Below are 25,411 nucleotides of genomic sequence, written 5' to 3'. Positions count from 1 at the left end.
AAAGAATAGAAAACTCATGGACAAGTCAGGTTTGTTTGTAGGTGGTGGAATAGGAGCTGCAGTCGTAATTGGAATTTTTCTAGCAATTTTTGTAACAGTACCGGAATCAATAGATCCACAAACAATTGTAGACGAGAATCACATTCCAAATGCAATTGGAGAATCTACAGATGTCTTTTCAAAAAATTTGTCTTTAGTGGAAATTTTTGAAAAATCAGAGCCAGGAGTGGTCAGAGTTAATGTTCAAAGAGGAGAAGAATCTGAAGGAGGAGGCGGAGTTGGCTCAGGTTTTGTTTTTGATAAAAAAGGACACATCATCACTAATGCACATGTAGTAAATAATGCAAAAAAAGTCATTGTGACTTTTCTTGATGGTCGCTCTTACAATGCAGATATGATCGGAGTAGATAAATTTACAGATATTGCCGTAATCAAAGTAAATTCAGATTTAGTGTTATTACATCCTCTGGCTCTAGGAGATTCATCAAATCTCAAAGTGGGTGAACAGATTGCTGCTATTGGAAACCCATTTGGATTATCAGGATCAATGACATCGGGAATAGTCAGTCAATTAGGAAGGTTGCTTCCATCAGGTGCAGGTTATTCAATACCAGATGTAATTCAAACAGATGCAGCTATTAATCCAGGAAATTCAGGAGGTCCATTAATCAATATGAGAGGAGGAGTTGTAGGAATCAACACCGCAATTCAATCAACCACTGGAGAGTTTACAGGTGTAGGATTTGCCATTCCGTCACAAACAGTTGCAAAAATAGTCCCAACATTAATTGAAAAAGGAGAATACAAACATCCTTGGATCGGTATTGCTGGACGAGACATTGATCCAGATTTAGCAAACGTTTTAGAATTAACTGAGGCAGTGGGATTTTTGGTAATCACAGTAGTAAAAGACAGTCCTGCTGAAAAAGCAGGATTAATCGGTTCAGATAAATCAATTGAAGTAGATGGAGTTAAATTTCCAGTTGGAGGAGACATTATTTTATCAGTTGACGGAATTGAAGTAAGAAAAATTGACGATATTTTGATACATCTTCAAAGAGCAAAATCAGTAGGAGATGAAATGGTTTTAGAAATACTCAGAGATGGAAGAACAACCAATGTCACCATTACACTTCAAGAAAGACCAAATGGGAATTAATCCAATACAAGCATAAATACAGCTAGACAAGAATTCTTTCTGTTGAATAATATTGTCTTAAACTCTGAGAGTTTAAACAACGTATTAGAGAACAAGACAATCGATCGTCAAGACATCCTGAATATTTTTGAAAAAGCAAAAACAGAATCTGATGAATTGTTTTTCACTGCACAAAGACTAAGAACAAAATATAAAAAAAACACAGTTACATTCTCCAAAAAAGCTTTTTTCAATATTGTGAATTTGTGCAAAGACACCTGTTCATATTGTACATACAAATCTGAACCAGGAGAGAGAAAATTATCATTAATGTCAAAACAACAAATTTTTGATCTTTTACAGCTAGCAAAAAAATACAGATGTGTTGAGGCACTCTTTGTTACTGGAGAAAAACCTGAACTAAAATATCAAGAAGCACGAGATTGGTTACGAGAAAACGGGTTCAAATCAACAAGCGAATATCTGATTCATTCATCAGAACAGGCATTAGAAGCAGGATTATTTCCACATACAAATGCAGGAAATCTGACTTTTCAAGAAATGAAAGAATTGAAGAAAACAAATGTATCGATGGGGGTTATGCTTGAAAATGTTAGTGACAGACTGACAAAAAAAGGAATGCCTCATTACTTGGCATCAAGTAAAAAACCAAAAGAGAGATTGGAAGTTTTAGAGAATTCCGGAAGACTAGGCATTCCAATGACAACAGGGATTCTTGTAGGTATTGGTGAAACTATTGAAGAAATAATTGATTCAATAATCGCAATTAAAGAACTGCACCAAAAATATGAAAATATTCAAGAAGTTATTTTACAAAACTTTCAACCAAAGTCAGATACAATCATGAGTAATATGCCATCTGCTGATGAAAAATATTTCAAAATAGTGGTTGCACTCACAAGAATCTTAATGCCTAAAATGAACATACAAATTCCACCAAATCTATCACCCAAATCTTATCAAAGTTTTCTTTCAGTTGGAATAAATGATTGGGGCGGAATATCTCCTTTAACACCAGATTTTGTAAATCCAGAATTCTCGTGGCCAGAAATCAACAAAGTAGATGAAAATTCAAAGAAATCAGGATTTGAACTAAAGTGTAGGTTTCCAGTATATCCAGAATTCTTTTCTTTTATTGGCAAAGAGTTAAGAGATAAGATATCATTAATTGAGGATGAGGAAGGTTTGGTAAGAGAGGATTATTGGAAATGACAAACATAGACTCACTTTTTAAAAACGCCGACCCAATTGTGGTAGATATTCTAAACAATGCATTGTCAGAAAAAGAAATATCCGCTAATGATGGATTAGAACTTTACAAAACACAAGGAGTGGATTTTCATTTAGTTGGATTTGTAGCTGATGAATTACGAAGGAGAAGAGTAGGAGAGATTGTATCATATGTAGTTAACAGAAATATCAATTTTACAAATGTCTGTATTAAACAATGTGGTTTTTGTGCATTTAGTAGAGATTTTAGAGAGGAGGAAGGATATTTTCTTCCAACAGAGGAAATTGTAAGAAGGGCAAAAGAAGCACATCAATTAGGAGCAACAGAAGTTTGCATTCAAGCGGGTTTACCTCCAGATATGGAAGGGGATTTGTATGAAAACATCTGTAAAGAAATTAAAAAAGAGATACCAAATATTCATATTCATGGATTTTCACCTGAAGAAATACTATATGGTTCAAAAAGATCTGGTGTGTCAATCGAGGAATTTCTAAAAAGAATGAAAGAAGCAGGTGTAAATACACTACCAGGAACATCAGCGGAAATCCTTGATCAAAAATTAAGAGACAAAATATCTCCAGGAAGAATCACTGTTAAAGAATGGGAGAAAATCATCAAATCTGCCCACAATTTAGGAATAAATACTACATCGACAATGATGTTTGGACATTTAGAAACTCTTGAAGAAAGAGTCAAACATATTGAAAAATTAAGAGATATTCAAAAAGAAACAAAAGGTTTTACAGAATTTGTGCCTTTAAATTTCATTCACACTGAAGCTCCAATGTACAAACATCAATTGCATGAAGGAATTAGAAAAGGAGGTAGTGGTAATGATGTATTGTTAACACATGCCATTGCTAGAATAATGTTAAACAATTTTATCAATAACATACAAATGTCATGGGTAAAAGAAGGTCAAAAAATGTCTCAGCTATTACTAATGTGGGGAGCAAATGATTTTGGAGGCACACTGATCAACGAAAGTATTTCCACATCAGCTGGTTCTGAATATGGGCAACTACTAAGACCAAAAGAAATTAGAAGAATGGTTAAAGAAATTGGAAGAATCCCTGCGGAAAGAAATACTCAATATGACATATTGCGAAAATTTGATAATGATAACGAATTAGAAGAAGAACTGGACAAAGTTACAGACACATCACAGTTTGGATCATATGTTGAATTAATCAAAATTAATAAATTCAAGTATTCAAATCCAAGGAGAGAGTAGTTGTCTGCCTTAGAAAAGGCAATAAGTCATTCAAAAAAAATAGGAATTGATGAAACAGAAATAGTAGTGGTTAAAAAAAAGATCACCACTGTTAGAATTACAGATTCTGAAATTGTAGAAATAAAACAGAATTTCGATAAGAATTACGGAATAAGGTTAATTCACAATAAAAAAATAATTTCTCTTCAAACAACAAATCAAGAAAAAATCGGAAAATCAATTGATGAGGCATTTTTATCAATTTCAAGTTTAAAACCAAGAATTTTTTGGAAGGGATTGCCTTACAAAACAAATTCAAAGAAAATTAAGGGTACCTTTGATAAAAAACTTGAAGATCTATCAGGTAAAACAGCAAGTGATATCGCACAAAATATGATAAATTCTACATGTAACAGTAAAATAAAAGCGATAACCGGATCACTGAATATTGTTTATGAAGATTTTGAATTGGAAAATTCTAATGGGTTGAATTTTAAAGATAAAGCAACATATGTCTCTGGAATTATCAATACAGAATCAGAAGCAGGCACAGCCCCAGTATCCGGAATTGGACATGCATGTTGTAGAACATTATCAAATTTTTTGCCTGAAAAAATTGGAGAAGATTCAAAAACAATGTGCATTGAATCAATTAACCCTAAAAAAATAGATACAGGGAAATATGATATTATTTTTGAGCCATATTCAGTAGGGGAATTATTGGCTTTTGTCATAGCAACAAATTTTAATTTAAAAATATTTTCAGAAAAAAAAAGTTGTTTTTCAAATAATTATTATGAAAAAATAGCAATAAGCGAATTAACATTAAGTGATGAGCCACACATTCCAGAAGGGATTGGAACAAAACATGTGGACGATGAAGGAGTGATGACAGAAAAAAGAAATTTTATTGAAAAAGGAGTTTTCAAAAATACTTTTTCTAATTTATTTGACAGTTACAAAGAAGGAAAAAAATCATCAGGAAATGCATGTAGAATAGGATCACCTATGGGAAGAAGTTCAGATCCAATTACAATATCAGCACCACATAATCTCACAATACCTAATGGAGATTATTCTCAAAATGAATTAATCAAAGATACTAAACACGGATTATTGATTGGGAGATTATGGTATACATATGCAGTAAATCCAATTAAAGGAGACTTTTCTTGTACGGCAAGAAGCGGAATTAGAGTAATTGAAAATGGAGAAATTAAAAGTGCTGGAAAATCAGTTAGAATTATTCACAATCTGCCCAAAATGCTAAAAAATATTTCAGGAATTGGAAATAATCAAATCAACGTGATACAATGGGCATCTCTTCCATCAATAACCCCATCAATTCGAGTTCAAAAGATAGCAGTTAATTCAATTTAAGACAAGTTAGGCACAGATTATTTAAAAAAAGTGATTATCAGATAGGCGACATACCCCATAGCAAGACCAACTCCCATAATCCTATTGACAACCCCTGTCTTTAAAGCAATAAGTAATGACACACTAAAAATTATCATCACCGCATAATCCACATAGACGTCAGAACTAATAATGACACCTCCTAGAGCAGCACCAACTCCCATGATCATCAAAATATTGTAAATATTACTTCCAATGATATTTCCAATACCAATATCAGAATGGCCTTTCTTAATTGCTAACAATGATGTAATTAATTCTGGAAGAGAAGTTCCAATAGCAATAACTGTCAATCCTATTATTTTTTCAGATAAACCAAATTCTTTTGCTAAAATAACCGCATTGTCTACGGTGATAATAGCACCAACATACAATAAAACAATTCCAATTCCAATTAGACCAATTGCTTTGAGATAGACATTATTTTTTTCCTTAATTGAATTTTCATCCTTTTTCTCTCTATGTTTTAGTGCATCCTTAATTGTATAATATGAAAAAACCCCCAATCCAAACAATAGCAAAACACCATCATATTGTGAAAGTTCACCATCAATGGAAATCAAAACAAGTAGAAATGAAACAGCTAACATTATTGGAATTTCTTTTCGCAAAAGAGATTTGTTCACCACTACAGGAACAATCATTGCTGCAACGCCAATTACCATTCCAATATTTGCAATATTGCTTCCAACAATGTTTCCTAAAATTATTGCACTATGCTCACCTGCTGCTGCAACACTGGCTGCAAGTTCTGGAGTAGATGTTCCATAAGCTACAATAGTCATTCCAATTACCAGATTGCTAATTCTAAATTTTTTGGCAATTACAACACCACCATTTACTAACCAATTACCTCCAAAACACAACATTACTAATCCAACAATTGTCAGAATAGCACTAAGAATAATTTCCACAATATCATTTCAGATAATGATTGTTTAAATGAGATGATTTACTAAAAATTCACAATTATAACAATTCCAATTAATGATGAGAGTAGATTTAGGCACAAATTTCAGGTAAACTCGTAAAAATTTATTTATTCAATTTGTCTCAAAATCTAATTTTGAGTGCACATAATCAATTATTTTAAAATAATCTGAACGTGGTTCAGTACTAATCAGAAATAATTCGTTTGAATTTATTGGAACGGTAATCATTGTTACTTTTTCATATTCAGTAATTGAAGATCTTTCTTTTCCTATTTTGTATGCTAAATTAGTATAAAGTTCTCTTTTTTGGATTGCATAGTGTATTGACATGCTAACTTGATCTCCAGACAACATCTGTTCAACATTTTCTTTGGGACCTCCTGCTACTATCTCTCCTTTGATATTTGCTATCCCAGCAAACCTCACATGAGGATCTAAATCCAGAACATGTTTAGTTAACTCGTCATAATGGATTGTCAATTTTTTGTCCCAGATGTTTTTTTCTTTCTAAATATTTCATCTTTGTCTTTCAAATTTTCAGTGTAATCATCCATATCAAGCATAAATTCTTCTTCCTCAGAATATGCAGATTCTGCATGTTCACTTATATCCAATCCAATATCTTCTACTTCAGGTGAAACTCTAATTCCGATTAGATGTTTAAGTACTTGTAATATAACCCAGGTTCCACCAAATCCCATGGCAGCTGCAACACCTACACCAACTGCTTGAATCCATAATTGATCTGGATTTCCAAATAGTAATCCATCAACACCACCAGGATTTATTGCAGTACTTGCAAAGATTCCAATTGCTAGTGCACCAACTATTCCTGCAACTCCGTGAACAGAGCTAACATCAAGGGCATCATCAATTTTTAATTTTTCTTTAAACAACACCACACCAGAATAAGAGATAACACCAATTGCAATTCCAATTACAAATGCATGTTCAGCACTAACAAATCCTGAAGCAGGGGTAATTCCAGCAAGTCCTGCAATCGCACCATTAATTGTTGCCACAACAGAAGGTTTTCCTGTTCTAACCCAAGAAAGTCCAGCCCAAATTAAAGCAGAAACTGAGGATGCCATATGAGTTACAATTACAGTGTTTCCAGCAACTCCGCCCGAAGCAGACAATGCACTGCCTGCATTGAAACCAAACCAACCAAGCCATAACAATGATGAGCCAAGAACTGCAAGAGGGATGCTGTGTGGAATCATTATAGCAGGGCCATAGTGTCTTCTCTTTCCAAGTACCAATGCAGCAGCTAAGGCTGCCATTCCAACACTAGTATGAATCACTATACCACCTGCAAAATCAACTACACCAAGTTGAGCTAACCAACCGCCACCCCAAACCCAATGAACTAATGGATAATAGATCAACATTGACCATGCAGCAATAAATATGATAAATGAACTAAACTTCATTCTCTCTGCAATAGTTCCAGTAAGCAATAGAGGAGTAATTGCTGCAAACATTAATTGGAATTTAACAAAGAGTACCCCTGGAATTGTTGGAGCATATTGTTCTAATGGAGCATCAGACGGAACGCCTTTCAAAAATACCCAATCCATATTTCCAACTAATCCTTGAGATGAAGGGCCAAATGATAAACTAAATCCAAATACAAACCACATCACACTCAACAATGCCAAACCAAAGAAAATCTGCATGAAGATTGAAGCAGCGTTCTTTTTTCGAAGTAAACCAGACTCAAAAAGACCTAATGCAGGAATCATCAACAGAACAAGACTTCCAGCGACAAGCATCCATGCTGTATCCCCAGAGTCCAAAACCATAATGAAAAAATTATCTTAAAATTAATAACAATGTCTAAAATTGATGCTCAATTGATTATCATTTGGACATCAAAATCAGAAATTATATTTGTGTAATTATCATATCGATTACTAAATGCTCAAAGTAGAAGTTATTTTAGGAAATAATGATGTCATGAACATTAGCGAAGGTCTCAAAGAGATCAAGGTTGGAGGCCTAACAGTCTCCAAAGTTAGAGGAAGGGGAAAGAATCCAGGTCCTGAAATTCATGCCTCAAAAGGAAGTGAAATTTTTGTTCCCCAATTTAGCGATAAATACAAGTTGGAGGTAATCATTCCAGATTCCAAAGAAGACGAAGTTGTCAGCATTATTAAAAAAAATGCAAGAGTAGGTAAAATTTTCATATCACAAATTCTCAGAGCAGTAGACATCATTACAGATGATGAAGGGGAAGTGACAATTTAGATGAAAATTGATTTTTTACGTAAAAGTAAATTGTTTCACAGAGAAGAGATAAAACCACTTAATGCTAGAGACTATGTTAAAGTTGCAGCAATAATTGGAATCATAGTTGTACCCTTACTTATGGGTCTAGCAGTATGATAGTATCAAAAATTTTCATAGCAAAATTATCACTTGCAGTAGTAGGTATGACATTAATTGGATTGTATTTGTTTTTGCCAGTAATGTAATTGTTAAAAATCACCAAAATTATTTTCGTAAAGCATTGTAGGGTTTTTCAATTGTTTTTCTAATGCAGGAAGAGATTTCATGATACAATAGTTTGTGAAATCACTAAATGATTTTATTCTATAATCATCTCTAAGTTTTTCTTTGTTTTCCTCATAAACTACTTGTAGTTTATGCAAAGTAAATTTTTGTAATGGAACAAACCTACTACGTTTAGGTAATGAACGAGATTTAGTTTTTGGTAATTCAAGAATTTCAAGATCTTGATTTCCATCAAGAGTATCCATGTCCACAACTTCTTCCATTTCAGAAACAAAGATTTTTCCTCCATGATTTGATGACAGACCAGAATTTTTGGAAATCATCTCAACAACTTTTCTTGCATCCTTATCTGATACAACCATCTCGATTTTTGCTAAGGGTATTGACTGAAGTCCACTAGAACCAATGCGAGAACCTTTTGATTCATCATAAATTTGGTTATCATCTAAATTTCTTTTATCAATAATGTAAGTCCCAACAGTACTCAAGAGGGTCTTAATAGATGGAAAATTTTTTCTTTTAATTACAGCCTCAATTTTTTTCATGAAAAATTTCACATTGGAGGGGTATTTATGAGAATTGTTTATTGTCAGATATTAAATCAAAAATCACTATTTTGATCGCTTTATTCATACTAAAAACATAATGTAGGTGTAAAAAAATCAGCTAGAATGATCAAGAAAACTCAAGTTAAAGACTAATAAGGTAATGTACCGTACCATACGGTATGATGCGAGCAAGACTAACATATGTGCCACTAGAAGTGGCAGACCAATTTGGGGATTTTATCATAAAAAGAGATGAGCAGATTCTCGATGCAGTAAAAGCAAGAACAAGAGATTACAGCACTCTATCACTCTTGAAATTACTATATCAACTCAGAGGAAATCCAATGACATTCTCAGATCTATATTCAAAATCAAAGATCAGAATGAAAAAATCATTTTTGAATTATCTACATCTATGTGTAGATTACAACTTCATAAAAAAAGAGGCAGTAGGAGCAAACGTAATTTACACAATCACAGACAAGGGAAGAGTCATGTTGAGTTTATTCATGCAAAAAGACAACCAGTATGAAGAAAAATAAAACATGCAAATACCATGACAGAAAAAAGTACTGAAAACAACCTAACCAAAAGAGTGCAAAAGACTTGCTCAGCAAAGTAATTAGATAGAAGAAATCGACGTAAACCGTGAAAAGTGAATTTCCAGAAGCAGAAGTATATGAAACTAAGAAAGTAGAACTAAACAGCCCCATAATATTTGCAGGGTTTGTAGGAGCAGGATTAGTAGGACCAGTTGCAATCAATCACATTATAGAAAAATTGGAAATGACTGAAATTGGATTAATGAGATCAAAATATCTTCCACCATCAACAGTATTCATGAGAGGGAGATTACGTCATCCATTTAGATTCTATGCAAATCAGAAAGGAACAGTTTGTGCAATAATTTGTGAGATAACATTGCGAATGGATGGAATCTATTCTCTAGTATCATCAATTTTAGATTGGGCAGCAATGAAGGGATCAAAAGAGATCGTCATTCTAGATGGAGTTGCAAGTGCAGAACATGACAAAAAGGCATATTGTGCAGCTGAAGAAGATCTAGTTAGAACAATGGCAGATAAGGATATCAATATGATTCCACAGGGATTCATAACAGGAATTCCAGGAGGGATACTAAATGAATGCCTCATGAGGGAGATTCAAGGAGTGACATTATTAGTAAAGGCAAACAACACCGCACCAGATTCTGCGGCTGCTGCAACGTTAATTGAGGCATTAAACAGATTCTATGAAATGAACATAGACACAAAAGAACTTCAAGAAAACAGAGATAAAATAAACTCAGAATTCAGTGAATTGTCTCAAAAATATGTAAAGCATAGAGAAGAGATATCTGGAATGTATATGTGATCGAGACAATAGGCAAATTCTTTTATTCACAGCAGATGCGCAACAAACTATGACTCTGACCTACAAGAAAGCAGGTGTAGATATTTCTAAAATAAAGCAGAGTCAATTAGCAATTGGAAAATTAATTTCATCAACTCACAAACTTCAGAAAAAAGCAAAGATAACACATGGATTTGGTCATTATGCAGGAATTGTTGAAATTCCAGGAGGAAAGCTTTTGGCAACACATACAGACGGCGTAGGAACCAAAGTAGTAATTGCAAATATGATGAAAAAATACAACACAATAGGTATTGATTGTGTTGCAATGAATGTAAATGACATAATTTGCATAGGTGCAACACCAATTTCATTTGTAGATTATATTGCAGCAAACAAAAATGATCAACAAATATTCAAAAAAATTGTCGAAGGGTTAGTTACTGGTGCAAAAAAATCTGCAATGCCAATAGTTGGGGGAGAAACTGCAATAATGCCAGATGTTATTGATGGAAAAGGATTTGCATTTGATTTAGCAGGAATGGTTGTAGGGCTAGTAGAAAAAAAAGAAATTGTTCTAGGAAATAAAATAAAAACAGGAGATGTAATAATAGGGGCAAACAGTAGTGGAATTCATTCAAATGGTTATTCACTTGCAAGAAAAGCATTACTAAAAAAATATTCAATAAATGACAAAATCAAAGGAGTCGGTAAGATAGGAGAGGAATTACTAAAGCCAACTGAGATATACACAAAACCAGTTTTGGAGATAATTCAAAAAACCAAAGTCAGTGGACTTGCTCATATTACAGGAGGAGCATTTACCAAATTATTACGCCTAAAAAAGATCGGTTATCAGATAGACTCACTTCCAAAAATACCACCAATAATGGGATTAGTAGAGGAACAAGGAGTAAAACCAGATGAAATGTACAAGACTTTCAACATGGGCGTAGGATTCTGTGTGATTGCACCAAAAGAAAATTCTTCAATAATTAGATCAATTTTCAAAAAATACAAGATCTCAAGTCAGGAAATTGGAGAGATCATTTCGAAGAAAGGTGTTTTTGTAAACTCTAAAAAAATTGCATAATGAAGTAAAAAATAATTTTTCAGAGTATCACCTTATATGACACATTTCTAAAGTAATTACAGAGATGGCAGCAGAGGCACATTTTATTCAAACAATTATCGGTGTAGGAATACTGTTGTTTGCAGCCAAATTAATGGCAGAACTTTTCCTCAGATTAAAACTTCCAATTGTTCTTGGAGAACTTTTGGCAGGAATGATAGTAGGACCATTTGCATTGGGAGGGTTTTTTGTAGTTGATGGAAAACAATTGTTGCAAATTAATGATGAAATAAAAATTTTAGGAGAGATGGGGGCTATCGTCATATTGTTTATGGCAGGACTTGAGATGACACCCAAGGAATTTCTCAAAGGAGGTAAAGCGTCATTTACAGTAGGAACACTAGGTGTAGTTGTTCCATTTTTTGCAGGTCTAGTAGTTTTTCAAATGTTTGGTTTTGATGCATTACAATCAATGTTAATTGCTACTGCACTTACGGCAACAAGTATTGCTATTTCGATTCAAGTCTTAAGTGAATTTGGTAAAATAAAAACGCCTGAAGCTAGATTAATTATCGGGGCCGCAGTGGTAGATGATATTTTAGCTATTGCTGTATTGTCAGTCGTATCATCTATTGCAGGTGCGGATGGCGGGGTAGACAATATAGATATCACAGAAGTGGTAATTACAATTTTACAAGTTTTAGGATTCTTTGCAATAATGTTAATTGTTGCAGTAGTAGTAATTCCAAGAATCATCACTCCAAGATTATGGAAGGCCAAAGGAAGTGTAGAAGGAATTGCAACAGCATCATTTTTTGGAGCAGCTGCACTTGCAGGATCCATAGGGTTATCCCCGATTGTAGGAGCGTTTGCAGTTGGAATGGCATTATCAACTACCAAGGTATTTGAAAAAGTTGAAAACTACATTGGTAAAATTGGTTTAATTTTTGCCCCACTATTCTTTGCAATTATTGGAGCGCAAGTGGATTTGAGAGCAGTGGATTTGAATATTTTGATTATTAGTTCAGTAGTGATTATCGTTGCAGTTGTAACAAAATTATTGGGATGTGGATTGCCAGCAATGTTATTTTTGAAAAACAGAGCCCAAGGAATGAGGGTAGGAATTGGAATGATATCAAGAGGAGAAGTTGGATTAATTGTTGCAGGAGTAGGAGTAACAGCAGGAATTCTAACATCAGAAGTATATTCTACAATTGTCATCATGGTTGCAGTAACAACGATAATCACGCCAATATGGTTGAAAATGGAATACAGAAAAGAACAAAAAAATAATACTAGTTCAACTGAACAAAGCCTTGAGCAAAAACCAGAATAAATCAGCAAATAGTCTTAAATTATATAGAAAATTTCAAATGATAAATCATGTTATTAGAGATTAAATTAACTGGAGAAAGGAATTGATAGATTATAGTGAACTATCAAAGCAAGTTCTCAATCTTTATCCTCAAGTAAAATTTGCAGGAATAGTAAATACCAAGGGAGAATTGGTTGCAGGAGGACCAAAAAATAACGTTGAGCAAATACTCACTAAAGACGAATCAAAAATGTCAATGCATTATGCAATACAGAAAAGAGAACTCTATACTAATTTAGCATATAAAATAGGAAAAGAAAGATCAGCCATTACAGAATTTGAAAAAGCAGCATTAGTTAGCATCCCATTAAATTCTAATGAGTTATTTTTAATCAGAACAGAGATAGGAGTAGATTATCAGAAAATTGTTAATTTTGTGTACTCAAAGATAGACTCCAAAAATCACATTCGTGAAGAAATTAAGTCAATTCAAGAGGAAATTGCCAAATTAAAAAATCTTAAACAAATTAAGAAAAAGACAGTCAAGAGAAAACCAGCTAGAAAGAGTGCAACCAAGAAAAAGACAGTCAAGAGAAAACCAGCTAGAAAGAGTGCAACCAAGAAAAAGACAGTCAAGAGAAAAAAGAGTTCAAAAAGAAAAATAAGCAAACAAAGATAAAATTTGAGAAAATTAAATTATTTAACGAATTTATGTCAATAAGAATTTGAATAAACATGAATAAAATGAGTTCAGATTTTTCTAAAGCATGTAGTGAAATTACACAGAATCTCCTTACAATTTCTGAGCCTAACAAAAGTCAAGTCAAAGAAGAAATAAAAAAAATTTGCTTAAAGTATTCTCTAGACAGAATTCCTAGAAATTATGAAATTCTATCCATGGCAAATGAGTCAGATTTTAAAAAATTGAGAAAAGTTTTGTTAAAAAAACCTGCAAAAACTGCATCAGGAGTATCGGTTGTAGCATTAATGCCTAAACCATATGCATGCCCGCATGGTAGATGCACCTATTGTCCAGGAGGTATTGAATCAAATTCACCAAACAGTTACACAGGAAAAGAACCATCTACACTAAATGCAATTGAAAATGAATATGACCCAAAATTACAAATCATATCAAAAATTGATAAGCTAATAGCATTTGGACATGATCCGTCAAAAATGGAGATTGTGATTGTCGGAGGAACTTTTCTATTTATGCCAAAAGACTATCAAGAAAATTTTATCAAATCATGTTATGATGCACTAAATGGAACAGAATCAAAAAATCTACAGGAAGCAAAATCAAACAACGAACATGCATCCATTAGAAATGTAGGATTTACAATTGAAACAAAACCGGACTATTGTAAAAAAGAACATGTGGATCTAATGTTAAACTATGGAATTACAAGAATTGAGATCGGAGTTCAATCATTACAAGAAAGAGTGTACCAAATTGTTAACAGAGGTCATGATTATAATGACGTCACAGAATCTTTCCAAATTTCAAAGGATGCAGGTTACAAAATAGTTGCTCATATGATGCCAGGTTTGCCAACAATGACTCCAGAGGGAGACATTGCAGATTTTAAAAAATTATTTTCAGATTCTGCTTTACGTCCAGACATGTTGAAGATTTACCCATCATTAGTAATAGAAAATACCCCACTCTATGAGGAATTCCAGCAAGGAAAATACAAACCATATTCAGATGAGGACATGATCAAAGTTCTAACTGAAGTAAAAAAGAACATTCCAAAATGGGTAAGAATTATGAGAATACAAAGAGAGATTTCACCTAATGATATCATAGCAGGTCCAAAATCAGGAAATCTAAGACAAATAGTTCACCAAAATTTAGCAAAACAAGGATTATCATGCAAATGCATCAGATGTAGAGAGGCAGGGTTATCTCAAAGAAAATCAAATAGTATGGACATCAAAATGAACAGAATTGATTATGGCTCTTCAGCTGGTAAAGAGGTGTTTTTGTCATATGAAGACAAAAATGAATCAATTTATGGATTTTTAAGATTAAGAAAACCTAGTGTTGATGCTCATAGAGACGAAGTAGGAAATGATTCTTGTATTGTTAGAGAAATTCACGTTTATGGAAAATCATTAAAACTGGGGGAGAAAGAAGATAACGAGATTCAGCATTCAGGACTAGGAAAGAATTTGATGAGAGAGGCAGAAAAGATTGCTAAAGAAGAATTTGATTCAAAGAAAATACTTGTAATTAGTGCAGTTGGAACTAGAGAATATTATCAAAAGCTGGGGTATTCGTTATATGGGCCATACATGTCCAAACAATTGAGCTAGTAAACAATGTCAGAGCAAGAAATTATTGGTAAAGGTACTTGGATTGATAAATTAGCTTCAGAATTACTTGAAAGAGAGAAATCTCTTGGAAGAAATTTAGATATTTTAAGAGTTGAAAGTGGACTTGGAGCATCTGGAGTTCCACATATTGGAAGTTTAGGAGATGCAGTAAGAGCTTATGGTGTTAAATTAGCATTAGAGAATTTAGGATACAAATCAGAATTAATTGCTTATTCAGATGATCTTGATGGATTAAGGAAGATTCCAGCAGGGTTTCCTGATTCACTTGAAGAGCATCTGGCAAAACCAGTATCATTGATTCCTGATCCTTTTGGATGCCATGATTCATACGGAATGCACATGAGCAGTATTCTTCTTGACGGATTAGATAGTGTTGGGATAAAATATGAATTTAGGAGAGCTAAAGACACTTACAACCAAGGATTACTAAAAGAACAAATTCACACAATATTGCAAAACAGTTCTAAAATCGGTGAAAAGATTTCAGAATTAGTCGGGCAAGAAAAATATCAGAAATATTTACCATATTTTCCAGTATGTGCAAATTGTAATCGATTGTATACCGCAGAAGCTACAGAATACATTGCAGAAGAGAAGAAAGTAAAGTATCGATGCCATGATGCAGAAATTGGTGGAAAGAATGTCAAAGGATGCAATCATGAGGGAGAAGCAGACATTACAAAAGATCTTGGAAAATTAGCCTGGAAAGTAGAATTTGCAGCAAGATGGTCAGCATTTGATATCAGATTTGAAGCATATGGAAAAGACATCATGGATTCAGTTAAAGTAAATGATTGGGTATCTGATGAGATTTTAGATTTTCCACATCCTCACCATGTAAAATATGAGATGTTTTTAGATAAAGGAGGAAAAAAGATTTCAAAGTCATTAGGAAATGTATTAACTGCACAAAGATGGTTAGAATTTGGAAGTCCAAAATCAATTCTATTATTACTGTACAAAAGAATTACAGGTGCCAGAGAGCTTGGTTTAGATGACATACCATCATTAATGAATGAATACAACGAGTTAGAAGATATCTATTTTGGAAAAATCAAAGTAGACAATCCAGCAAAACTTACCAAGATGAAAGGTCTTTATGAATATGTAAATTTACTAAATCCACCAAAACAATCTAGCATTCATGTTAATTACAGACTTTTAATTGAATTAGCAAAAATCTTCAAAGAAAATAGAGATGAAAGAGTAATGAAAAAGCTGTTAGATTACGGAGTAATTAAAAATCCAGAACCAGAAATTGAAAACCTTATCAAGATTGCAGGTAATTATGCAGATGAGTTTGATCAGCAAGAAAAAATTCAAGTAGAAATTGATGATGCAACAAAAAAAGCACTAAAAATTCTAGTGGGTGCACTTGGTGCAGAAGAAGAACCTGAAGATATTCAAAATACAATTTACCAAATTGCAAAATCAAATGATGTACAACCAAAAGATTTCTTTAAAGTATTATATCAAATAATTCTTGGCACATCAAGAGGACCAAAAATTGGTCCATTCATTTCAGATATTGGAAGAAAACAAGTAGCAAAAACACTTTCAGAGTATGTGTAAGTATGGTTCACGGAGATCACAATAAAACAAAGAACAATGGAGGATTTGCATTAATAATTTTTGGAGCTCTGTTACTATTTCTTGCTCCAAATATCTATCCAAATATGCCTGAATTAGGCACAATTTCCTTGGTTGGAGGGCTAATAATTGGCTCAATAGGATTCTACCTAAAATTTTTTAGGAATCGAGAAAAGCAATAATAAGAAAGGTTCATCTTTTGGAGAATAACGTTTAGAGACATGGGGTTTTTTGGTAAAAAGAAAATCGAAGAGGAAAAAATTTCTGAAAACAGTGAAGAGTACATACTCAAAGAACAATTGGAATCAGAAGTAGAGAACCTGCAAAAAGAATTTAGAGAAAAACAAGAAGAAATCTCAAATGTTACACAAAAGATTCAGACTGTAAAAGAAGAATATTCGGCCACAGTTAGTAATTTAATGTTAGTCAAAAAAGAATTAAATCAGAAAAAGATGGAGTTAGACGTAATCCAACGTGAACATAAAGGACTCCTAGAAAAAATTAAAAATTCACAAAAAATTAATGATTCAAAATCAATTAGTGATTTTAACAAGACTAAAGAAACTCTTTCAAAAATGAAAGAAGAATTAGAGGAAGTTACTAAAAAACATGAAGAATTAAAAGAAGAAATATCTAACGAACAATCAACACTAAGCAGTATTAGAAAACAACAAGCAGAATCTCAAAAAGAACTTGACGAAGCAAACGCTAGACTATACAATGCTAAAGAAGAATTAAATAAAAAAGATCAATTTGAAGACACAAGTATACTTACACCTAAAGAAAAAGAATTCATTCAGGGACATGATACAAATCAAAAAAGTTCAGCAGGAATTATTGAAGCTGCAGGTGCAGTAGTTGGTTCTTTAAAATCAAAACTCAACATGACACAAAAAGAATTAGAAACTATTCAAGGATTACTAGAAAGAGAGAGAGAAGAACACGAAATAACTAAACAAGAACTTGAAAAACTAAAAAAATTAGCATCATAGATTTGCAAAATGTTTTTTCCACTTTGATTTTATTTCTTGCTCAGATATCCCCAAATCATATAGGGGGGAAGTAACCTCGGATACATGAGAAACGCTTACCATCACAATTGAATTGATTGGACTTTTCACCCCTATACTTCTATAATATGCAAGAATGTCAGCATAAAGATTTGAGTCAGTAATGATTCTAGCCTCACCCTTGAAGAGATACCCCTTGCGTAAAAGAGGGTCAATCACATTAATTTCAACATTAGAATTATTTTTTAAATTAGTAATGGTATCAGGAGACCTAATGTCTGCAAAAGCTAAACTTGTATTATTCCAACCAATGATTGTTCCTTTTGGAGACAAGTTTGGTTTGCCATTAGGAGTTACCGTAGCAACATATCCAAGTCGTTGTTGACTTAAAAATTCTTTAATTTCTTCAGAGATCATATCTAATGTTACTACAAATCACTACAATGTATTTACTTTTTAGAATTATCTCATGATTTCTGCCATCTCAATTGAAAAGAAGAAGAATGCAATTCCGCCACCAATTATTGCAATCCAAGCTGCTATCTGTTTAATTTTAGACATTTGATGGGAAAAAGCCAGTCTCACTATTGAATCTAATTGAATTTCCCAGACAATTATAATTAGACTGACAGTAGATCTAGTATTAGTGGCAGGCATCAAAGATATTGGTAAATTTTTTGTATTTATTGTTGGAGGATTAGTTGCAATAATTGTCGGTTCTTTTATGATTCGAGGAACAATGCATATGTGGGATAATCCAGATGATGAAAAAAAGGATAAAAAAGATAAGAACTAAAAAGCAAGTTTTGAATTATCATGATCATAATGCTTCAAGATTCTTCAATTAGAAAATCATTAGACCAATACATTAAACGAAGAATACAAGAAATTCCAACAGAAATAAAACAAACTTTTCCAAACATTAAAAAAATTTGGAAGTGTAATAACGAATTAGATTTTCTTTATGGATATTATGTTGGAAAAATTGAAGAAGGATCATTACATTATTTGCTGAAAGCTACTCGTGCATCAGCTGGTGGTTATGTAGATACTTTTGAAATTAGAGGAATCATAGAGACACACAAAAACGAATTAGTAGATTCAATTAGATCAGCAATCAATTAGAGAAGTAAAAATACTACATCAGTATTGTAAATACATGGTAGGGCCAAGAGATGGGGGATTTGGATTTGATCAATCTAAAAAATATACAAGTGTTGATAATCTAGATGAGATTTGTGTACAGTGTCAAGCTGGTCAACACAGAAAATGTTTGAAGAAAGCAAAACAGCAAGAAGTATGCGAGTGCGAGCACTGCATGATTTATGGTTGAATAAAAACATAGATCATTACTTTTTAATACAATATGAAATTAGTAGTTGATCATGTCAAATCAGTATACATTTCATTGTAGATTTTGTGGGGAAGATTTTGGTTCAGATGTTGTAGAATTGGCTCTCCATATTGGCAAAGTTCATGATATGCCTAGAGGCACAGAATAAAAAATAATTTCTTAAAAAATGAAATGCAATAATAAAAAATTGGTTGCTATCATGATAATTCCATTCACTTGAATGGAAAAGACAAATGTGTTGTTAAAGGATGTAAATGTGAAAAATTTCAGAGTTAAAGTCCAGACAATTTATTTTCAAGGTCATTAATTTCATTTTGGTAAAATTCAGAGACTTGTTTTGCAAATTCTTTATGTGAAGATATTATTGAAGATAACGCGTCTTTATACTCTGGATGTCCTTTTTTGAGCACATCACAGGAATCAAGTGATGTGATGTGGCCAGTTACTGTAGCCATTGCACCTTTTTTGTTAAACTTTACAATTCCACCAAAGGCCTCAATTAGCATATAGGCAGAGTCTGCTTTGCATTTGTAAGAAACTCTACCGGTTTCAGTATTGAATAGTTGTGTTACACCACCTGGTTTTCGTGTAACTGTAACAGTCATGAAGAAATAGAAAATCAGGAGGTATTAATTATTTTAGAAATCTATGCTGCAGGTTCATTAGTGGTTGTAGCTTCTGATGCAAGATACTTGTCAATCTCATTGATTCCAAGTTTGTCTCTACCAAGAAGATCAAACTTTTGTAATATGGTTTCAAATTTTGTTTCTTCTTGTACTTGCTCGTTAACAAACCATTCTAGAAATGCATATGTAGAATGATCTTTTTCTTTTTGGGTCATCTCAACAATTTTGTGAATTGCCTTTGTAACTGCTTGTTCGTTTTTTAATGCAGTCTTGATTAAGGTTTCAAGAGATTTGTAAGAACTAACTGGTGCTTTAATTGCAGGGATTGTGGCAGTAGCTCCAAGATCATTTAGAAAATGAACTATTTTGAGCATATGAGTTCTTTCTTCATCAGATTGTGCGTAAAAATAGTTTGCAGCGCCTTGATATCCTGTTACTTCACACCATGTAGCCATTGCAAGATAGCTATTTGAGGCAGAAGCTTCAAGAAGTATTTGATCATTGAGTGCCTTTTTTATTTTTGGAGAGAGTTTCATTGTTTTCATTGTTACTGGTTCTTTTCTATTAAAAAAACTTGCTAAATTAGTTAGATTAAACGCAATAAATCCTTCATAGTATGAATTTAGTTATTAAAAAGAAAACTGCAAATCCACTTAGGAAAACTATTCCAGAATAGCTTAGAATTTTAAGTAATAATGACGGATGATGTTCTTTTGCAAGAAATTTACCTGTGACTAGTCTAAAATTAAAAATTGCAATAATAGGCGCTATTACAAAAGATAATACCGTTGCAAAATCAACTAACTCTTTGAAATTATTTTGGAATTGAAAAATCACCAAAAGTGCACCAATTGCCAAAACAAACAGAAAAACAGTATAAAAAATCCGGAATTTTGGATATTTTGTAAATTCATTTGTAGAAAAAATTAATTCTACTGTTCTTTGCATGGATCTAGAGTATCCATCAAAAACAGCAATAATAGTACCAAACATCACTGTAAATGCAGAAGCTGCAATTACGATGTAGCTCCAATTGCCAATAGTATGAGTATATAGTGTTACAACATGGTGTGCAAATTGTGAATTATCGTTCGGTAATTCAACTCCAGACCCAAAGAAAATGAAGGTGCCTAAGATGACAAACATTATTGCAAGAATTCCAGTAACAAGATATGCTAATCTAAATTCAAATAATGTCTCTTGTAATTTTGGCTTGTAGTTTGTCTGTTTAATTCTTTCCAAAGTCCACAAGCTGTTCCAACTAGAAAGATCAAGAGCTGTTGGCATCCATCCCATCAAGGCCAACAGGAAAAAAATTCCAGCCATATCAAATAATTCTTTAGGAGTAAAATCATCTACGGACTCAACGGGTCCATTCCATAAAGTCAGTAGGAATGCCGAGACTGTTGAAATCAATAGCACAATAGCAATAATCTTAATCAAACTATCCAAAGCATTGTATCTTCCAATCGCTAAAATTGCAACACACATGGCAAATAAAATAACAACAGTCCAATCACCTAGAATATTAATTCCAAAAAGATTCTCAAAAAATCCAGCAGTAACAAACCCTACTGCCCCAGTAACAAAAAACATTGAAGATATTGTTAAAAGAAAATATAACCACAGTGCAGGTTTTCCAAGTTTTTTGTATCCATCAATTATACTTGTTTGTGTAGAGTTTGCATAACGAGAACCATATTCAAAGAAAGGATATTTTAGTAAAGTAACTAGTATCACAAACCCAAGGATCAACAAACCAAAATCAGCACCTGCTCTGGTGGATTGAATTAAATGAGACACCCCAATTGCAGTACTTGCAAATAATATTCCAGGTCCCGCAGTTTTTGAAAACCTTGAAAATTTTTCATTCATTACAATATTGACATTCAAAAATCTTGTTTATAACCTAGATTTGAAAAAAAAATAATCATTAGGAAATAAATTCAGATTTAAATATCGGTGAGAAATAATTTCCTTATGCTTTTTGGAGTTTCTGCAATTCACAGCCCAGAATCATGTCCAATTAACAATGAAGAAAGTAGAAAAATATTCATGAAGTTAGGAGAAAAATTAGAATCAGAAAGTCAAAAATATGAAAATGTCAAAGTAAAAGAATTCTACATGTCTGTTTTAGAACATGAATGGACTATCATTATAGACGCAGTTAATGCACATGATATTGAGAAGCTTTGCATAGATGTTGGGATTTCGGCAATAAGTACAGTAAAAATTGTGCCGATGAACTTGTATAGTGATACACTGAAAAAATTCCAGTCCAGTTAATCATTTTTTGAACAAATAACAGTCAGATGTATGATCATTTACCATGCCAACTGCCTGCATAAAGGCATAACAGATGGTCGGTCCAACAAATGTAAAGCCTCTCTGTTTAAGATCCTTACTTAATTTAGTTGAGATTTCAGTTGATGCTGGAAGTTCTGATAATTTTTTGAAAGTGTTTTTAATTGGTTTATTATTTACAAACCCCCACAAGTAAGAATCAAAAGAACCAAACTCTTTTTGAATTTGTAAAAACTTGATTGCATTGTTTATTGCCGAAGTGATTTTTAGTTTATTTCTAATAATAGATTCATCATTAACTAGTTTTTTTATATCTTTTTGAGTAAATTTTGAAACTAATTCAGGATTAAAATTTGAAAAGGCATTACGATATCCATCCCTTCGCTTTAGAATCGTAGTCCATGAAAGACCAGCTTGGGCGCCCTCTAAGATTAAAAATTCAAATAATTTTTGATCGTCATGAACAGGTTTCCCCCATTCATTATCATGATAAGAGATATTTGGTTCTTCTTTAGCCCAATCACATCTATTCTTCATAGTTTGGTTTATCAAGTAATACAAAATATTAGTTACCAAAGATAAAGTATGAAACTAAACCAGCAATTACTTCAGATAAATAGGAATTTTCTAATATGCTTTATAATATCGGCATCACTTTCTGCAGTTGCAGCCCAGCTACTATCAGATCAAGAAAATTATCTCAATACAACAATCACAATAATTATTGGATATGTAATTTATTTTGGAATTTTTTCATGTCTATTCTATTACGATAATAAATCACGATACAAGTCCATGAAAAGAGAGATTATCAAAAGGGAGATAATTGCTTTGATTTCATCGTTTGGTATTGGTGAAATAATTTATCTTGGAATAAGATGGCCGTCATTATATTATTTTTTGGAGATAGGTATTGAACCATATATTGCATCATTAGTCTCTGAAATTATTTCTACTGTATGCTATATGGCATCAGTGACATTTTTTCTAAGAAAAACTAAAACGTTTTAGTTTTTTGCTAGTTGTGTTACAAGATCAGTAGATGTAATAATTCCTACAATGTTCCCATTATTAGTTACTGCAAGTTTTCTGATTTTTTTATCAGTCATTCTTTTAGCAGCTGTAGAAATGGGTTCATCGTGATTAATTGTAATAAGTGGGGTGGACATTATTTTTTCAACTGGGGAATCTAATGATAATTTGTTTGCAGCAACCTTGGTTGCAAAATCTCTATCAGTTACAATTCCAAATGGATTATCATCTTTTTTGACAATAATTGCACCAATTCTACCTTGTTCCATCATTTTTGCAATTTGTAGTAGGGTAGTAGAAGTATTGACACTGATTAAGGTTTTTGCCATAATATCTCCTACAAGAATATCAGATAAAGTGAGATCTTCACGGCTCATTACTAACTTTTGTGAAAGGGATATTTAAGATCTTACCATGCAGAAAAATTACAGATTTTTCTTTAAGGCAGAATCAAGAAATGAAATGGTTTTAGTCCATGCATCTTTTGATTCTTCAGGAGCATATCGGTCACCTGATGGATTTGCAAAAGCGTGATTTACTCCAGAATAAATTTTAATTTCATTTGGAATTTCTAAGTCATTGAGTGTTTTTTCAAATTTATTTACAGTATCAACAGTAATCCCTTGATCAAGTTCTGCAAATATTCCTAGTACAGGCCAATTAATTGAAGATAATTTTTCATAGTCAGTAATTAGACTGCCATAATAAATTACAGTTGCATCCATTGCATTATTATTCAAAGCAAGGTTTAGAGACTGCCCTCCACCAAAACACCAACCAATTGAACCAATCTTATCTACAGAATAATTATCAGTCAAAAATAAAACTGCAGAATTCATGTTCTCAAGCCCATCATCTAAATTATAACTGCTAACTAATTCCCTTGCTTGCTCAGAAGTTGTTCCGATTTTACCATTATAAAGATCAATTGCCAATACAACATAGCCGTGAGATGCAAGTTTGTCAGCCATCTCTTTGATATTATCATTTAATCCCCACCATTCGTGAATCATTACAATACCGGGATAATTTCCATCAGTAGTTGGTTTTGCCAAATAGCCACTTGTATCACCAAAGTAATCTACTGTTTCAGAAGTAGTGTTATAGTTACCCATTGTAAAAATTTCAGAATTATTATTTTTATTAGTATAATCAGGAAGAATATGAATTGCCCAGCCACGTGAAATTAATTTTTCAACACTTGCAGGATTAATGCAAGCTGGTAAACCATTGGATTTTTTCAAAACTAATTCCTTGCCTTCCGTACATGTGACATTATTTGGATCAGTACCTTGGGAGATTTGCTTTAGTGGAGGTGGAAAATAAGCAATGGATGGAATTTCATATAGGGCAGATATTGTTTCAGAACATAACACATCATCACAGTCATCATAAGACATGATATCCCATTCAGATTTTCCAGAGGATTGCTCAGCATTAATCATTGAAAACGAAACAAATCCTAGAGAGAGTAAAAGAATCAAAGAAAGTAAATGGAATTGATTTTGCATTGTTTGTAAATATCTTAATTAAAATTTAAAGTATTGTTTGAGCAAAAAAATAGAGATTAAGGATTCACTGTTGCCAGTTTATCCTGAATTCTATCATAGTATCCGTTTACTTCCATTGCTGGAACGTTAAATGAAGCAGATATTACATCTCCAACACTTGCGCCACAGTTAGGAACTACAACGGAGTGTCCCAAAATAGATTCTGCAACACAGCCGTAATCAGTTACAGCAATGACGGTTACATCCTCAGTTACTAGAGTTGGAACGATATTCCAAGGAGTGAGTGTTAGTACTAGTATTACTGAAGTTGCAGCAGCCAAAATTGCTAGGAACTTTAGCCGTGGTGCTTGTTTGTTTGTTGTTTGTTGCATTTCTCCTCACCATAATTATGCTTTTTAGGTATATAATCTAGGGGTAAGTTTTCTTACTAGTGCCAATTATTTTATTAGGTAAACAGGGATTTTTGATTTGTGCAAAATATAATTTGAAACACTTCCTATCATATCATTTGATGCAGAACCAGCACCGGTAGTACTCATAACAATATGATCAAACTTTCCAGATTTTGCAGTATGTAATGTAACATGGCTTGGTGAACCTCTTAGTAATTTGGTTGTAAATTTGACGTTCTTATTTCCAGCTCGTTTTGCTGCTTTTTGTAAAAGAATCTTTCCTTCATCTTGAAGTTGTTTATCAAAAGCTTTTGTTCTTGTGCCACCCTCCAAAACATGCGGAATCACATGAATTGCAGTTACTTGTCCATGAGTAAATCCTGCAAGAGTTATTGCCCTATCCAAGGCTTCAAATGATTTTTTCGAGCCATCAATTGGTACTAAAATTCGGTTTAAATCCATAAAAAAATCAAATTTATCTTCAATATTA

Annotated in this window: 33 protein-coding genes; 20 read left to right on the top strand and 13 right to left on the bottom strand. The window is 32.9% G+C overall.

The features are described from left to right. Nucleotides 1–16: 16 nt before the first annotated feature. From K5790_RS01075 to K5790_RS01060, 4 genes are read left to right on the top strand one after another with little or no spacing between them, the layout of a single operon-like run. Nucleotides 17–1,159: a trypsin-like peptidase domain-containing protein gene (locus tag K5790_RS01075; protein WP_297591874.1), complete on the top strand. Its 1,143-nt coding sequence runs from the start codon at nucleotides 17–19 to the stop codon at nucleotides 1,157–1,159. A 42-nt stretch (nucleotides 1,160–1,201) separates the two neighbouring features. Continuing rightward, nucleotides 1,202–2,371, top strand: a complete 1,170-nt coding sequence (gene cofG / locus K5790_RS01070) for a 7,8-didemethyl-8-hydroxy-5-deazariboflavin synthase subunit CofG (RefSeq protein WP_297591873.1) — start codon at nucleotides 1,202–1,204, stop codon at nucleotides 2,369–2,371. After that, on the top strand, nucleotides 2,368–3,624 hold the full coding sequence (gene cofH / locus K5790_RS01065; protein ID WP_297591872.1) for a 5-amino-6-(D-ribitylamino)uracil--L-tyrosine 4-hydroxyphenyl transferase CofH: 1,257 nt from the start codon (nucleotides 2,368–2,370) through the stop codon (nucleotides 3,622–3,624). The genes cofG and cofH overlap by 4 nt, the downstream gene beginning before the upstream one ends. Next, on the top strand, nucleotides 3,625–4,983 hold the full coding sequence (locus K5790_RS01060) for a TldD/PmbA family protein (protein ID WP_297591871.1): 1,359 nt from the start codon (nucleotides 3,625–3,627) through the stop codon (nucleotides 4,981–4,983). It begins immediately after the preceding gene. Nucleotides 4,984–5,000: 17 nt separating this feature from the next. Here K5790_RS01060 and K5790_RS01055 read toward each other — a convergent pair whose 3' ends face one another. The 3 genes from K5790_RS01055 to K5790_RS01045 form a co-directional block, all read right to left on the bottom strand. Continuing rightward, complete coding sequence (locus K5790_RS01055; protein WP_297591870.1) at nucleotides 5,001–5,936, bottom strand: calcium/sodium antiporter; 936 nt, start codon at nucleotides 5,934–5,936, stop codon at nucleotides 5,001–5,003. Nucleotides 5,937–6,065: 129 nt separating this feature from the next. Continuing rightward, nucleotides 6,066–6,434: a DUF6659 family protein gene (locus K5790_RS01050; RefSeq protein WP_297591869.1), complete on the bottom strand. Its 369-nt coding sequence runs from the start codon at nucleotides 6,432–6,434 to the stop codon at nucleotides 6,066–6,068. Next, entirely contained in the window at nucleotides 6,431–7,759 is a 1,329-nt protein-coding gene (locus K5790_RS01045) for an ammonium transporter (RefSeq protein ID WP_297591868.1), read from the bottom strand. The genes K5790_RS01050 and K5790_RS01045 overlap by 4 nt, the downstream gene beginning before the upstream one ends. Before the next feature lie 115 nt (nucleotides 7,760–7,874). Between K5790_RS01045 and K5790_RS01040 the strand changes: the two genes are divergently transcribed. Both K5790_RS01040 and K5790_RS01035 read left to right on the top strand, forming a co-directional pair. Then, nucleotides 7,875–8,204, top strand: coding sequence for a P-II family nitrogen regulator (locus tag K5790_RS01040; RefSeq protein ID WP_297591867.1), 330 nt, complete (start codon nucleotides 7,875–7,877; stop codon nucleotides 8,202–8,204). After that, the gene (locus K5790_RS01035; RefSeq protein ID WP_297591866.1) at nucleotides 8,205–8,342 is read left to right on the top strand and encodes a hypothetical protein; all 138 of its coding nucleotides are present in this window, start codon (nucleotides 8,205–8,207) and stop codon (nucleotides 8,340–8,342) included. A gap of 92 nt (nucleotides 8,343–8,434) precedes the next feature. Here K5790_RS01035 and K5790_RS01030 read toward each other — a convergent pair whose 3' ends face one another. Further along, complete coding sequence (locus tag K5790_RS01030) at nucleotides 8,435–9,016, bottom strand: P-II family nitrogen regulator (protein ID WP_297591865.1); 582 nt, start codon at nucleotides 9,014–9,016, stop codon at nucleotides 8,435–8,437. Between the two features lie 182 nt (nucleotides 9,017–9,198). On the opposite strand from K5790_RS01030, the gene K5790_RS01025 reads away from it, so the two are divergent. The 9 genes from K5790_RS01025 to K5790_RS00985 all read left to right on the top strand — a co-directional run bounded on the left by K5790_RS01025 (nucleotide 9,199) and on the right by K5790_RS00985 (nucleotide 17,684). Then, on the top strand, nucleotides 9,199–9,561 hold the full coding sequence (locus K5790_RS01025; RefSeq protein WP_297591864.1) for a hypothetical protein: 363 nt from the start codon (nucleotides 9,199–9,201) through the stop codon (nucleotides 9,559–9,561). Nucleotides 9,562–9,667: 106 nt separating this feature from the next. Beyond that, on the top strand, nucleotides 9,668–10,393 hold the full coding sequence (locus tag K5790_RS01020) for a PAC2 family protein (protein ID WP_297591863.1): 726 nt from the start codon (nucleotides 9,668–9,670) through the stop codon (nucleotides 10,391–10,393). Between the two features lie 49 nt (nucleotides 10,394–10,442). Beyond that, nucleotides 10,443–11,465: a phosphoribosylformylglycinamidine cyclo-ligase gene (gene purM, locus K5790_RS01015; RefSeq protein ID WP_297591862.1), complete on the top strand. Its 1,023-nt coding sequence runs from the start codon at nucleotides 10,443–10,445 to the stop codon at nucleotides 11,463–11,465. Nucleotides 11,466–11,529: 64 nt separating this feature from the next. Beyond that, nucleotides 11,530–12,780, top strand: a complete 1,251-nt coding sequence (locus K5790_RS01010) for a cation:proton antiporter (protein WP_297591861.1) — start codon at nucleotides 11,530–11,532, stop codon at nucleotides 12,778–12,780. Nucleotides 12,781–12,862: 82 nt separating this feature from the next. Then, a complete protein-coding gene (locus tag K5790_RS01005; RefSeq protein ID WP_297591860.1) occupies nucleotides 12,863–13,438 on the top strand; it encodes a hypothetical protein in 576 nt (191 codons plus the stop codon). 56 nt (nucleotides 13,439–13,494) lie between these two features. Further along, nucleotides 13,495–15,081 (top strand): elongator complex protein 3, encoded by a 1,587-nt coding sequence (locus K5790_RS01000; RefSeq protein WP_297591859.1) that lies wholly within the window; start codon nucleotides 13,495–13,497, stop codon nucleotides 15,079–15,081. 6 nt (nucleotides 15,082–15,087) lie between these two features. Continuing rightward, entirely contained in the window at nucleotides 15,088–16,674 is a 1,587-nt protein-coding gene (lysS, locus tag K5790_RS00995; RefSeq protein WP_297591858.1) for a lysine--tRNA ligase, read from the top strand. 2 nt (nucleotides 16,675–16,676) lie between these two features. Then, nucleotides 16,677–16,874, top strand: a complete 198-nt coding sequence (locus K5790_RS00990; protein ID WP_297591857.1) for a hypothetical protein — start codon at nucleotides 16,677–16,679, stop codon at nucleotides 16,872–16,874. 39 nt (nucleotides 16,875–16,913) lie between these two features. Next, the gene (locus tag K5790_RS00985; RefSeq protein ID WP_297591856.1) at nucleotides 16,914–17,684 is read left to right on the top strand and encodes a DNA repair protein; all 771 of its coding nucleotides are present in this window, start codon (nucleotides 16,914–16,916) and stop codon (nucleotides 17,682–17,684) included. Here K5790_RS00985 and K5790_RS00980 read toward each other — a convergent pair. After that, nucleotides 17,679–18,119, bottom strand: coding sequence for a pyridoxamine 5'-phosphate oxidase family protein (locus K5790_RS00980; protein WP_297591855.1), 441 nt, complete (start codon nucleotides 18,117–18,119; stop codon nucleotides 17,679–17,681). The genes K5790_RS00985 and K5790_RS00980 overlap by 6 nt on opposite strands. A gap of 229 nt (nucleotides 18,120–18,348) precedes the next feature. On the opposite strand from K5790_RS00980, the gene K5790_RS00975 reads away from it, so the two are divergent. From K5790_RS00975 to K5790_RS00965, 3 genes are read left to right on the top strand one after another with little or no spacing between them, the layout of a single operon-like run. After that, nucleotides 18,349–18,498 carry a hypothetical protein gene (locus K5790_RS00975; RefSeq protein ID WP_297591854.1) on the top strand — a complete coding sequence of 50 codons (150 nt, stop codon included), beginning with the start codon at nucleotides 18,349–18,351 and terminating at the stop codon, nucleotides 18,496–18,498. Between the two features lie 29 nt (nucleotides 18,499–18,527). Then, nucleotides 18,528–18,827, top strand: a complete 300-nt coding sequence (locus K5790_RS00970) for a hypothetical protein (protein ID WP_297591853.1) — start codon at nucleotides 18,528–18,530, stop codon at nucleotides 18,825–18,827. A gap of 34 nt (nucleotides 18,828–18,861) precedes the next feature. Continuing rightward, nucleotides 18,862–19,035, top strand: coding sequence for a hypothetical protein (locus K5790_RS00965; RefSeq protein ID WP_297591852.1), 174 nt, complete (start codon nucleotides 18,862–18,864; stop codon nucleotides 19,033–19,035). A gap of 293 nt (nucleotides 19,036–19,328) precedes the next feature. On the opposite strand, the gene K5790_RS00960 is transcribed toward K5790_RS00965, so the two are convergent. The 3 genes from K5790_RS00960 to K5790_RS00950 form a co-directional block, all read right to left on the bottom strand. Beyond that, nucleotides 19,329–19,661 carry a hypothetical protein gene (locus tag K5790_RS00960; RefSeq protein WP_297591851.1) on the bottom strand — a complete coding sequence of 111 codons (333 nt, stop codon included), beginning with the start codon at nucleotides 19,659–19,661 and terminating at the stop codon, nucleotides 19,329–19,331. 41 nt (nucleotides 19,662–19,702) lie between these two features. Then, a complete protein-coding gene (locus K5790_RS00955) occupies nucleotides 19,703–20,218 on the bottom strand; it encodes a ferritin (RefSeq protein ID WP_367182849.1) in 516 nt (171 codons plus the stop codon). 73 nt (nucleotides 20,219–20,291) lie between these two features. Beyond that, entirely contained in the window at nucleotides 20,292–21,557 is a 1,266-nt protein-coding gene (locus tag K5790_RS00950; protein WP_297591849.1) for a divalent metal cation transporter, read from the bottom strand. 105 nt (nucleotides 21,558–21,662) lie between these two features. On the opposite strand from K5790_RS00950, the gene K5790_RS00945 reads away from it, so the two are divergent. After that, on the top strand, nucleotides 21,663–21,968 hold the full coding sequence (locus K5790_RS00945) for a hypothetical protein (RefSeq protein ID WP_297591848.1): 306 nt from the start codon (nucleotides 21,663–21,665) through the stop codon (nucleotides 21,966–21,968). On the opposite strand, the gene K5790_RS00940 is transcribed toward K5790_RS00945, so the two are convergent. Then, nucleotides 21,969–22,523: a DNA-3-methyladenine glycosylase I gene (locus K5790_RS00940; RefSeq protein WP_297591847.1), complete on the bottom strand. Its 555-nt coding sequence runs from the start codon at nucleotides 22,521–22,523 to the stop codon at nucleotides 21,969–21,971. Between the two features lie 48 nt (nucleotides 22,524–22,571). On the opposite strand from K5790_RS00940, the gene K5790_RS00935 reads away from it, so the two are divergent. Then, a complete protein-coding gene (locus K5790_RS00935; RefSeq protein WP_297591846.1) occupies nucleotides 22,572–22,997 on the top strand; it encodes a hypothetical protein in 426 nt (141 codons plus the stop codon). Here the strand turns inward: K5790_RS00935 and K5790_RS00930 are convergent. The 4 genes from K5790_RS00930 to K5790_RS00915 all read right to left on the bottom strand — a co-directional run bounded on the left by K5790_RS00930 (nucleotide 22,994) and on the right by K5790_RS00915 (nucleotide 25,383). Next, nucleotides 22,994–23,395, bottom strand: a complete 402-nt coding sequence (locus tag K5790_RS00930; RefSeq protein WP_297591845.1) for a CBS domain-containing protein — start codon at nucleotides 23,393–23,395, stop codon at nucleotides 22,994–22,996. The two genes, K5790_RS00935 and K5790_RS00930, sit on opposite strands and share 4 nt — an antisense overlap. Before the next feature lie 48 nt (nucleotides 23,396–23,443). Then, nucleotides 23,444–24,529 carry a dienelactone hydrolase family protein gene (locus K5790_RS00925; protein WP_297591844.1) on the bottom strand — a complete coding sequence of 362 codons (1,086 nt, stop codon included), beginning with the start codon at nucleotides 24,527–24,529 and terminating at the stop codon, nucleotides 23,444–23,446. Between the two features lie 56 nt (nucleotides 24,530–24,585). Next, nucleotides 24,586–24,900: a hypothetical protein gene (locus tag K5790_RS00920; protein WP_297591843.1), complete on the bottom strand. Its 315-nt coding sequence runs from the start codon at nucleotides 24,898–24,900 to the stop codon at nucleotides 24,586–24,588. A gap of 66 nt (nucleotides 24,901–24,966) precedes the next feature. Further along, nucleotides 24,967–25,383 (bottom strand): universal stress protein, encoded by a 417-nt coding sequence (locus K5790_RS00915; RefSeq protein ID WP_297591842.1) that lies wholly within the window; start codon nucleotides 25,381–25,383, stop codon nucleotides 24,967–24,969. Nucleotides 25,384–25,411 lie beyond the last annotated feature (28 nt).

Origin of the sequence: Nitrosopumilus sp., from assembly GCF_025698945.1 — an archaeon.
Lineage (GTDB): Archaea > Thermoproteota > Nitrososphaeria > Nitrososphaerales > Nitrosopumilaceae > Nitrosopumilus.
Note: the sequence above shows the minus strand (reverse complement) of the source record. Positions and strands in the feature narration are given on the sequence as shown.

Excerpts from the sequence above, each read along its gene's own strand:
- K5790_RS01075 (WP_297591874.1), top strand. The coding sequence starts at position 17 with ATGGACAAGTCAGGTTTGTTTGTAGGTGGTGGAATAGGAGCTGCAGTC.
- cofH (WP_297591872.1), top strand. The coding sequence starts at position 2,368 with ATGACAAACATAGACTCACTTTTTAAAAACGCCGACCCAATTGTGGTA.
- K5790_RS01045 (WP_297591868.1), bottom strand. The coding sequence starts at position 7,759 with ATGGTTTTGGACTCTGGGGATACAGCATGGATGCTTGTCGCTGGAAGT.
- K5790_RS01040 (WP_297591867.1), top strand. The coding sequence starts at position 7,875 with ATGCTCAAAGTAGAAGTTATTTTAGGAAATAATGATGTCATGAACATT.
- K5790_RS01035 (WP_297591866.1), top strand. The coding sequence starts at position 8,205 with ATGAAAATTGATTTTTTACGTAAAAGTAAATTGTTTCACAGAGAAGAG.
- K5790_RS01030 (WP_297591865.1), bottom strand. The coding sequence starts at position 9,016 with ATGAAAAAAATTGAGGCTGTAATTAAAAGAAAAAATTTTCCATCTATT.
- K5790_RS01025 (WP_297591864.1), top strand. The coding sequence starts at position 9,199 with ATGATGCGAGCAAGACTAACATATGTGCCACTAGAAGTGGCAGACCAA.
- purM (WP_297591862.1), top strand. The coding sequence starts at position 10,443 with ATGACTCTGACCTACAAGAAAGCAGGTGTAGATATTTCTAAAATAAAG.
- K5790_RS01010 (WP_297591861.1), top strand. The coding sequence starts at position 11,530 with ATGGCAGCAGAGGCACATTTTATTCAAACAATTATCGGTGTAGGAATA.
- K5790_RS01000 (WP_297591859.1), top strand. The coding sequence starts at position 13,495 with ATGAATAAAATGAGTTCAGATTTTTCTAAAGCATGTAGTGAAATTACA.
- lysS (WP_297591858.1), top strand. The coding sequence starts at position 15,088 with ATGTCAGAGCAAGAAATTATTGGTAAAGGTACTTGGATTGATAAATTA.
- K5790_RS00990 (WP_297591857.1), top strand. The coding sequence starts at position 16,677 with ATGGTTCACGGAGATCACAATAAAACAAAGAACAATGGAGGATTTGCA.
- K5790_RS00985 (WP_297591856.1), top strand. The coding sequence starts at position 16,914 with ATGGGGTTTTTTGGTAAAAAGAAAATCGAAGAGGAAAAAATTTCTGAA.
- K5790_RS00980 (WP_297591855.1), bottom strand. The coding sequence starts at position 18,119 with ATGATCTCTGAAGAAATTAAAGAATTTTTAAGTCAACAACGACTTGGA.
- K5790_RS00970 (WP_297591853.1), top strand. The coding sequence starts at position 18,528 with ATGCTTCAAGATTCTTCAATTAGAAAATCATTAGACCAATACATTAAA.
- K5790_RS00965 (WP_297591852.1), top strand. The coding sequence starts at position 18,862 with ATGGTAGGGCCAAGAGATGGGGGATTTGGATTTGATCAATCTAAAAAA.
- K5790_RS00960 (WP_297591851.1), bottom strand. The coding sequence starts at position 19,661 with ATGACTGTTACAGTTACACGAAAACCAGGTGGTGTAACACAACTATTC.
- K5790_RS00955 (WP_367182849.1), bottom strand. The coding sequence starts at position 20,218 with ATGAAACTCTCTCCAAAAATAAAAAAGGCACTCAATGATCAAATACTT.
- K5790_RS00950 (WP_297591849.1), bottom strand. The coding sequence starts at position 21,557 with ATGAATGAAAAATTTTCAAGGTTTTCAAAAACTGCGGGACCTGGAATA.
- K5790_RS00945 (WP_297591848.1), top strand. The coding sequence starts at position 21,663 with ATGCTTTTTGGAGTTTCTGCAATTCACAGCCCAGAATCATGTCCAATT.
- K5790_RS00940 (WP_297591847.1), bottom strand. The coding sequence starts at position 22,523 with ATGAAGAATAGATGTGATTGGGCTAAAGAAGAACCAAATATCTCTTAT.
- K5790_RS00935 (WP_297591846.1), top strand. The coding sequence starts at position 22,572 with ATGAAACTAAACCAGCAATTACTTCAGATAAATAGGAATTTTCTAATA.
- K5790_RS00930 (WP_297591845.1), bottom strand. The coding sequence starts at position 23,395 with ATGAGCCGTGAAGATCTCACTTTATCTGATATTCTTGTAGGAGATATT.
- K5790_RS00925 (WP_297591844.1), bottom strand. The coding sequence starts at position 24,529 with ATGCAAAATCAATTCCATTTACTTTCTTTGATTCTTTTACTCTCTCTA.
- K5790_RS00920 (WP_297591843.1), bottom strand. The coding sequence starts at position 24,900 with ATGCAACAAACAACAAACAAACAAGCACCACGGCTAAAGTTCCTAGCA.
- K5790_RS00915 (WP_297591842.1), bottom strand. The coding sequence starts at position 25,383 with ATGGATTTAAACCGAATTTTAGTACCAATTGATGGCTCGAAAAAATCA.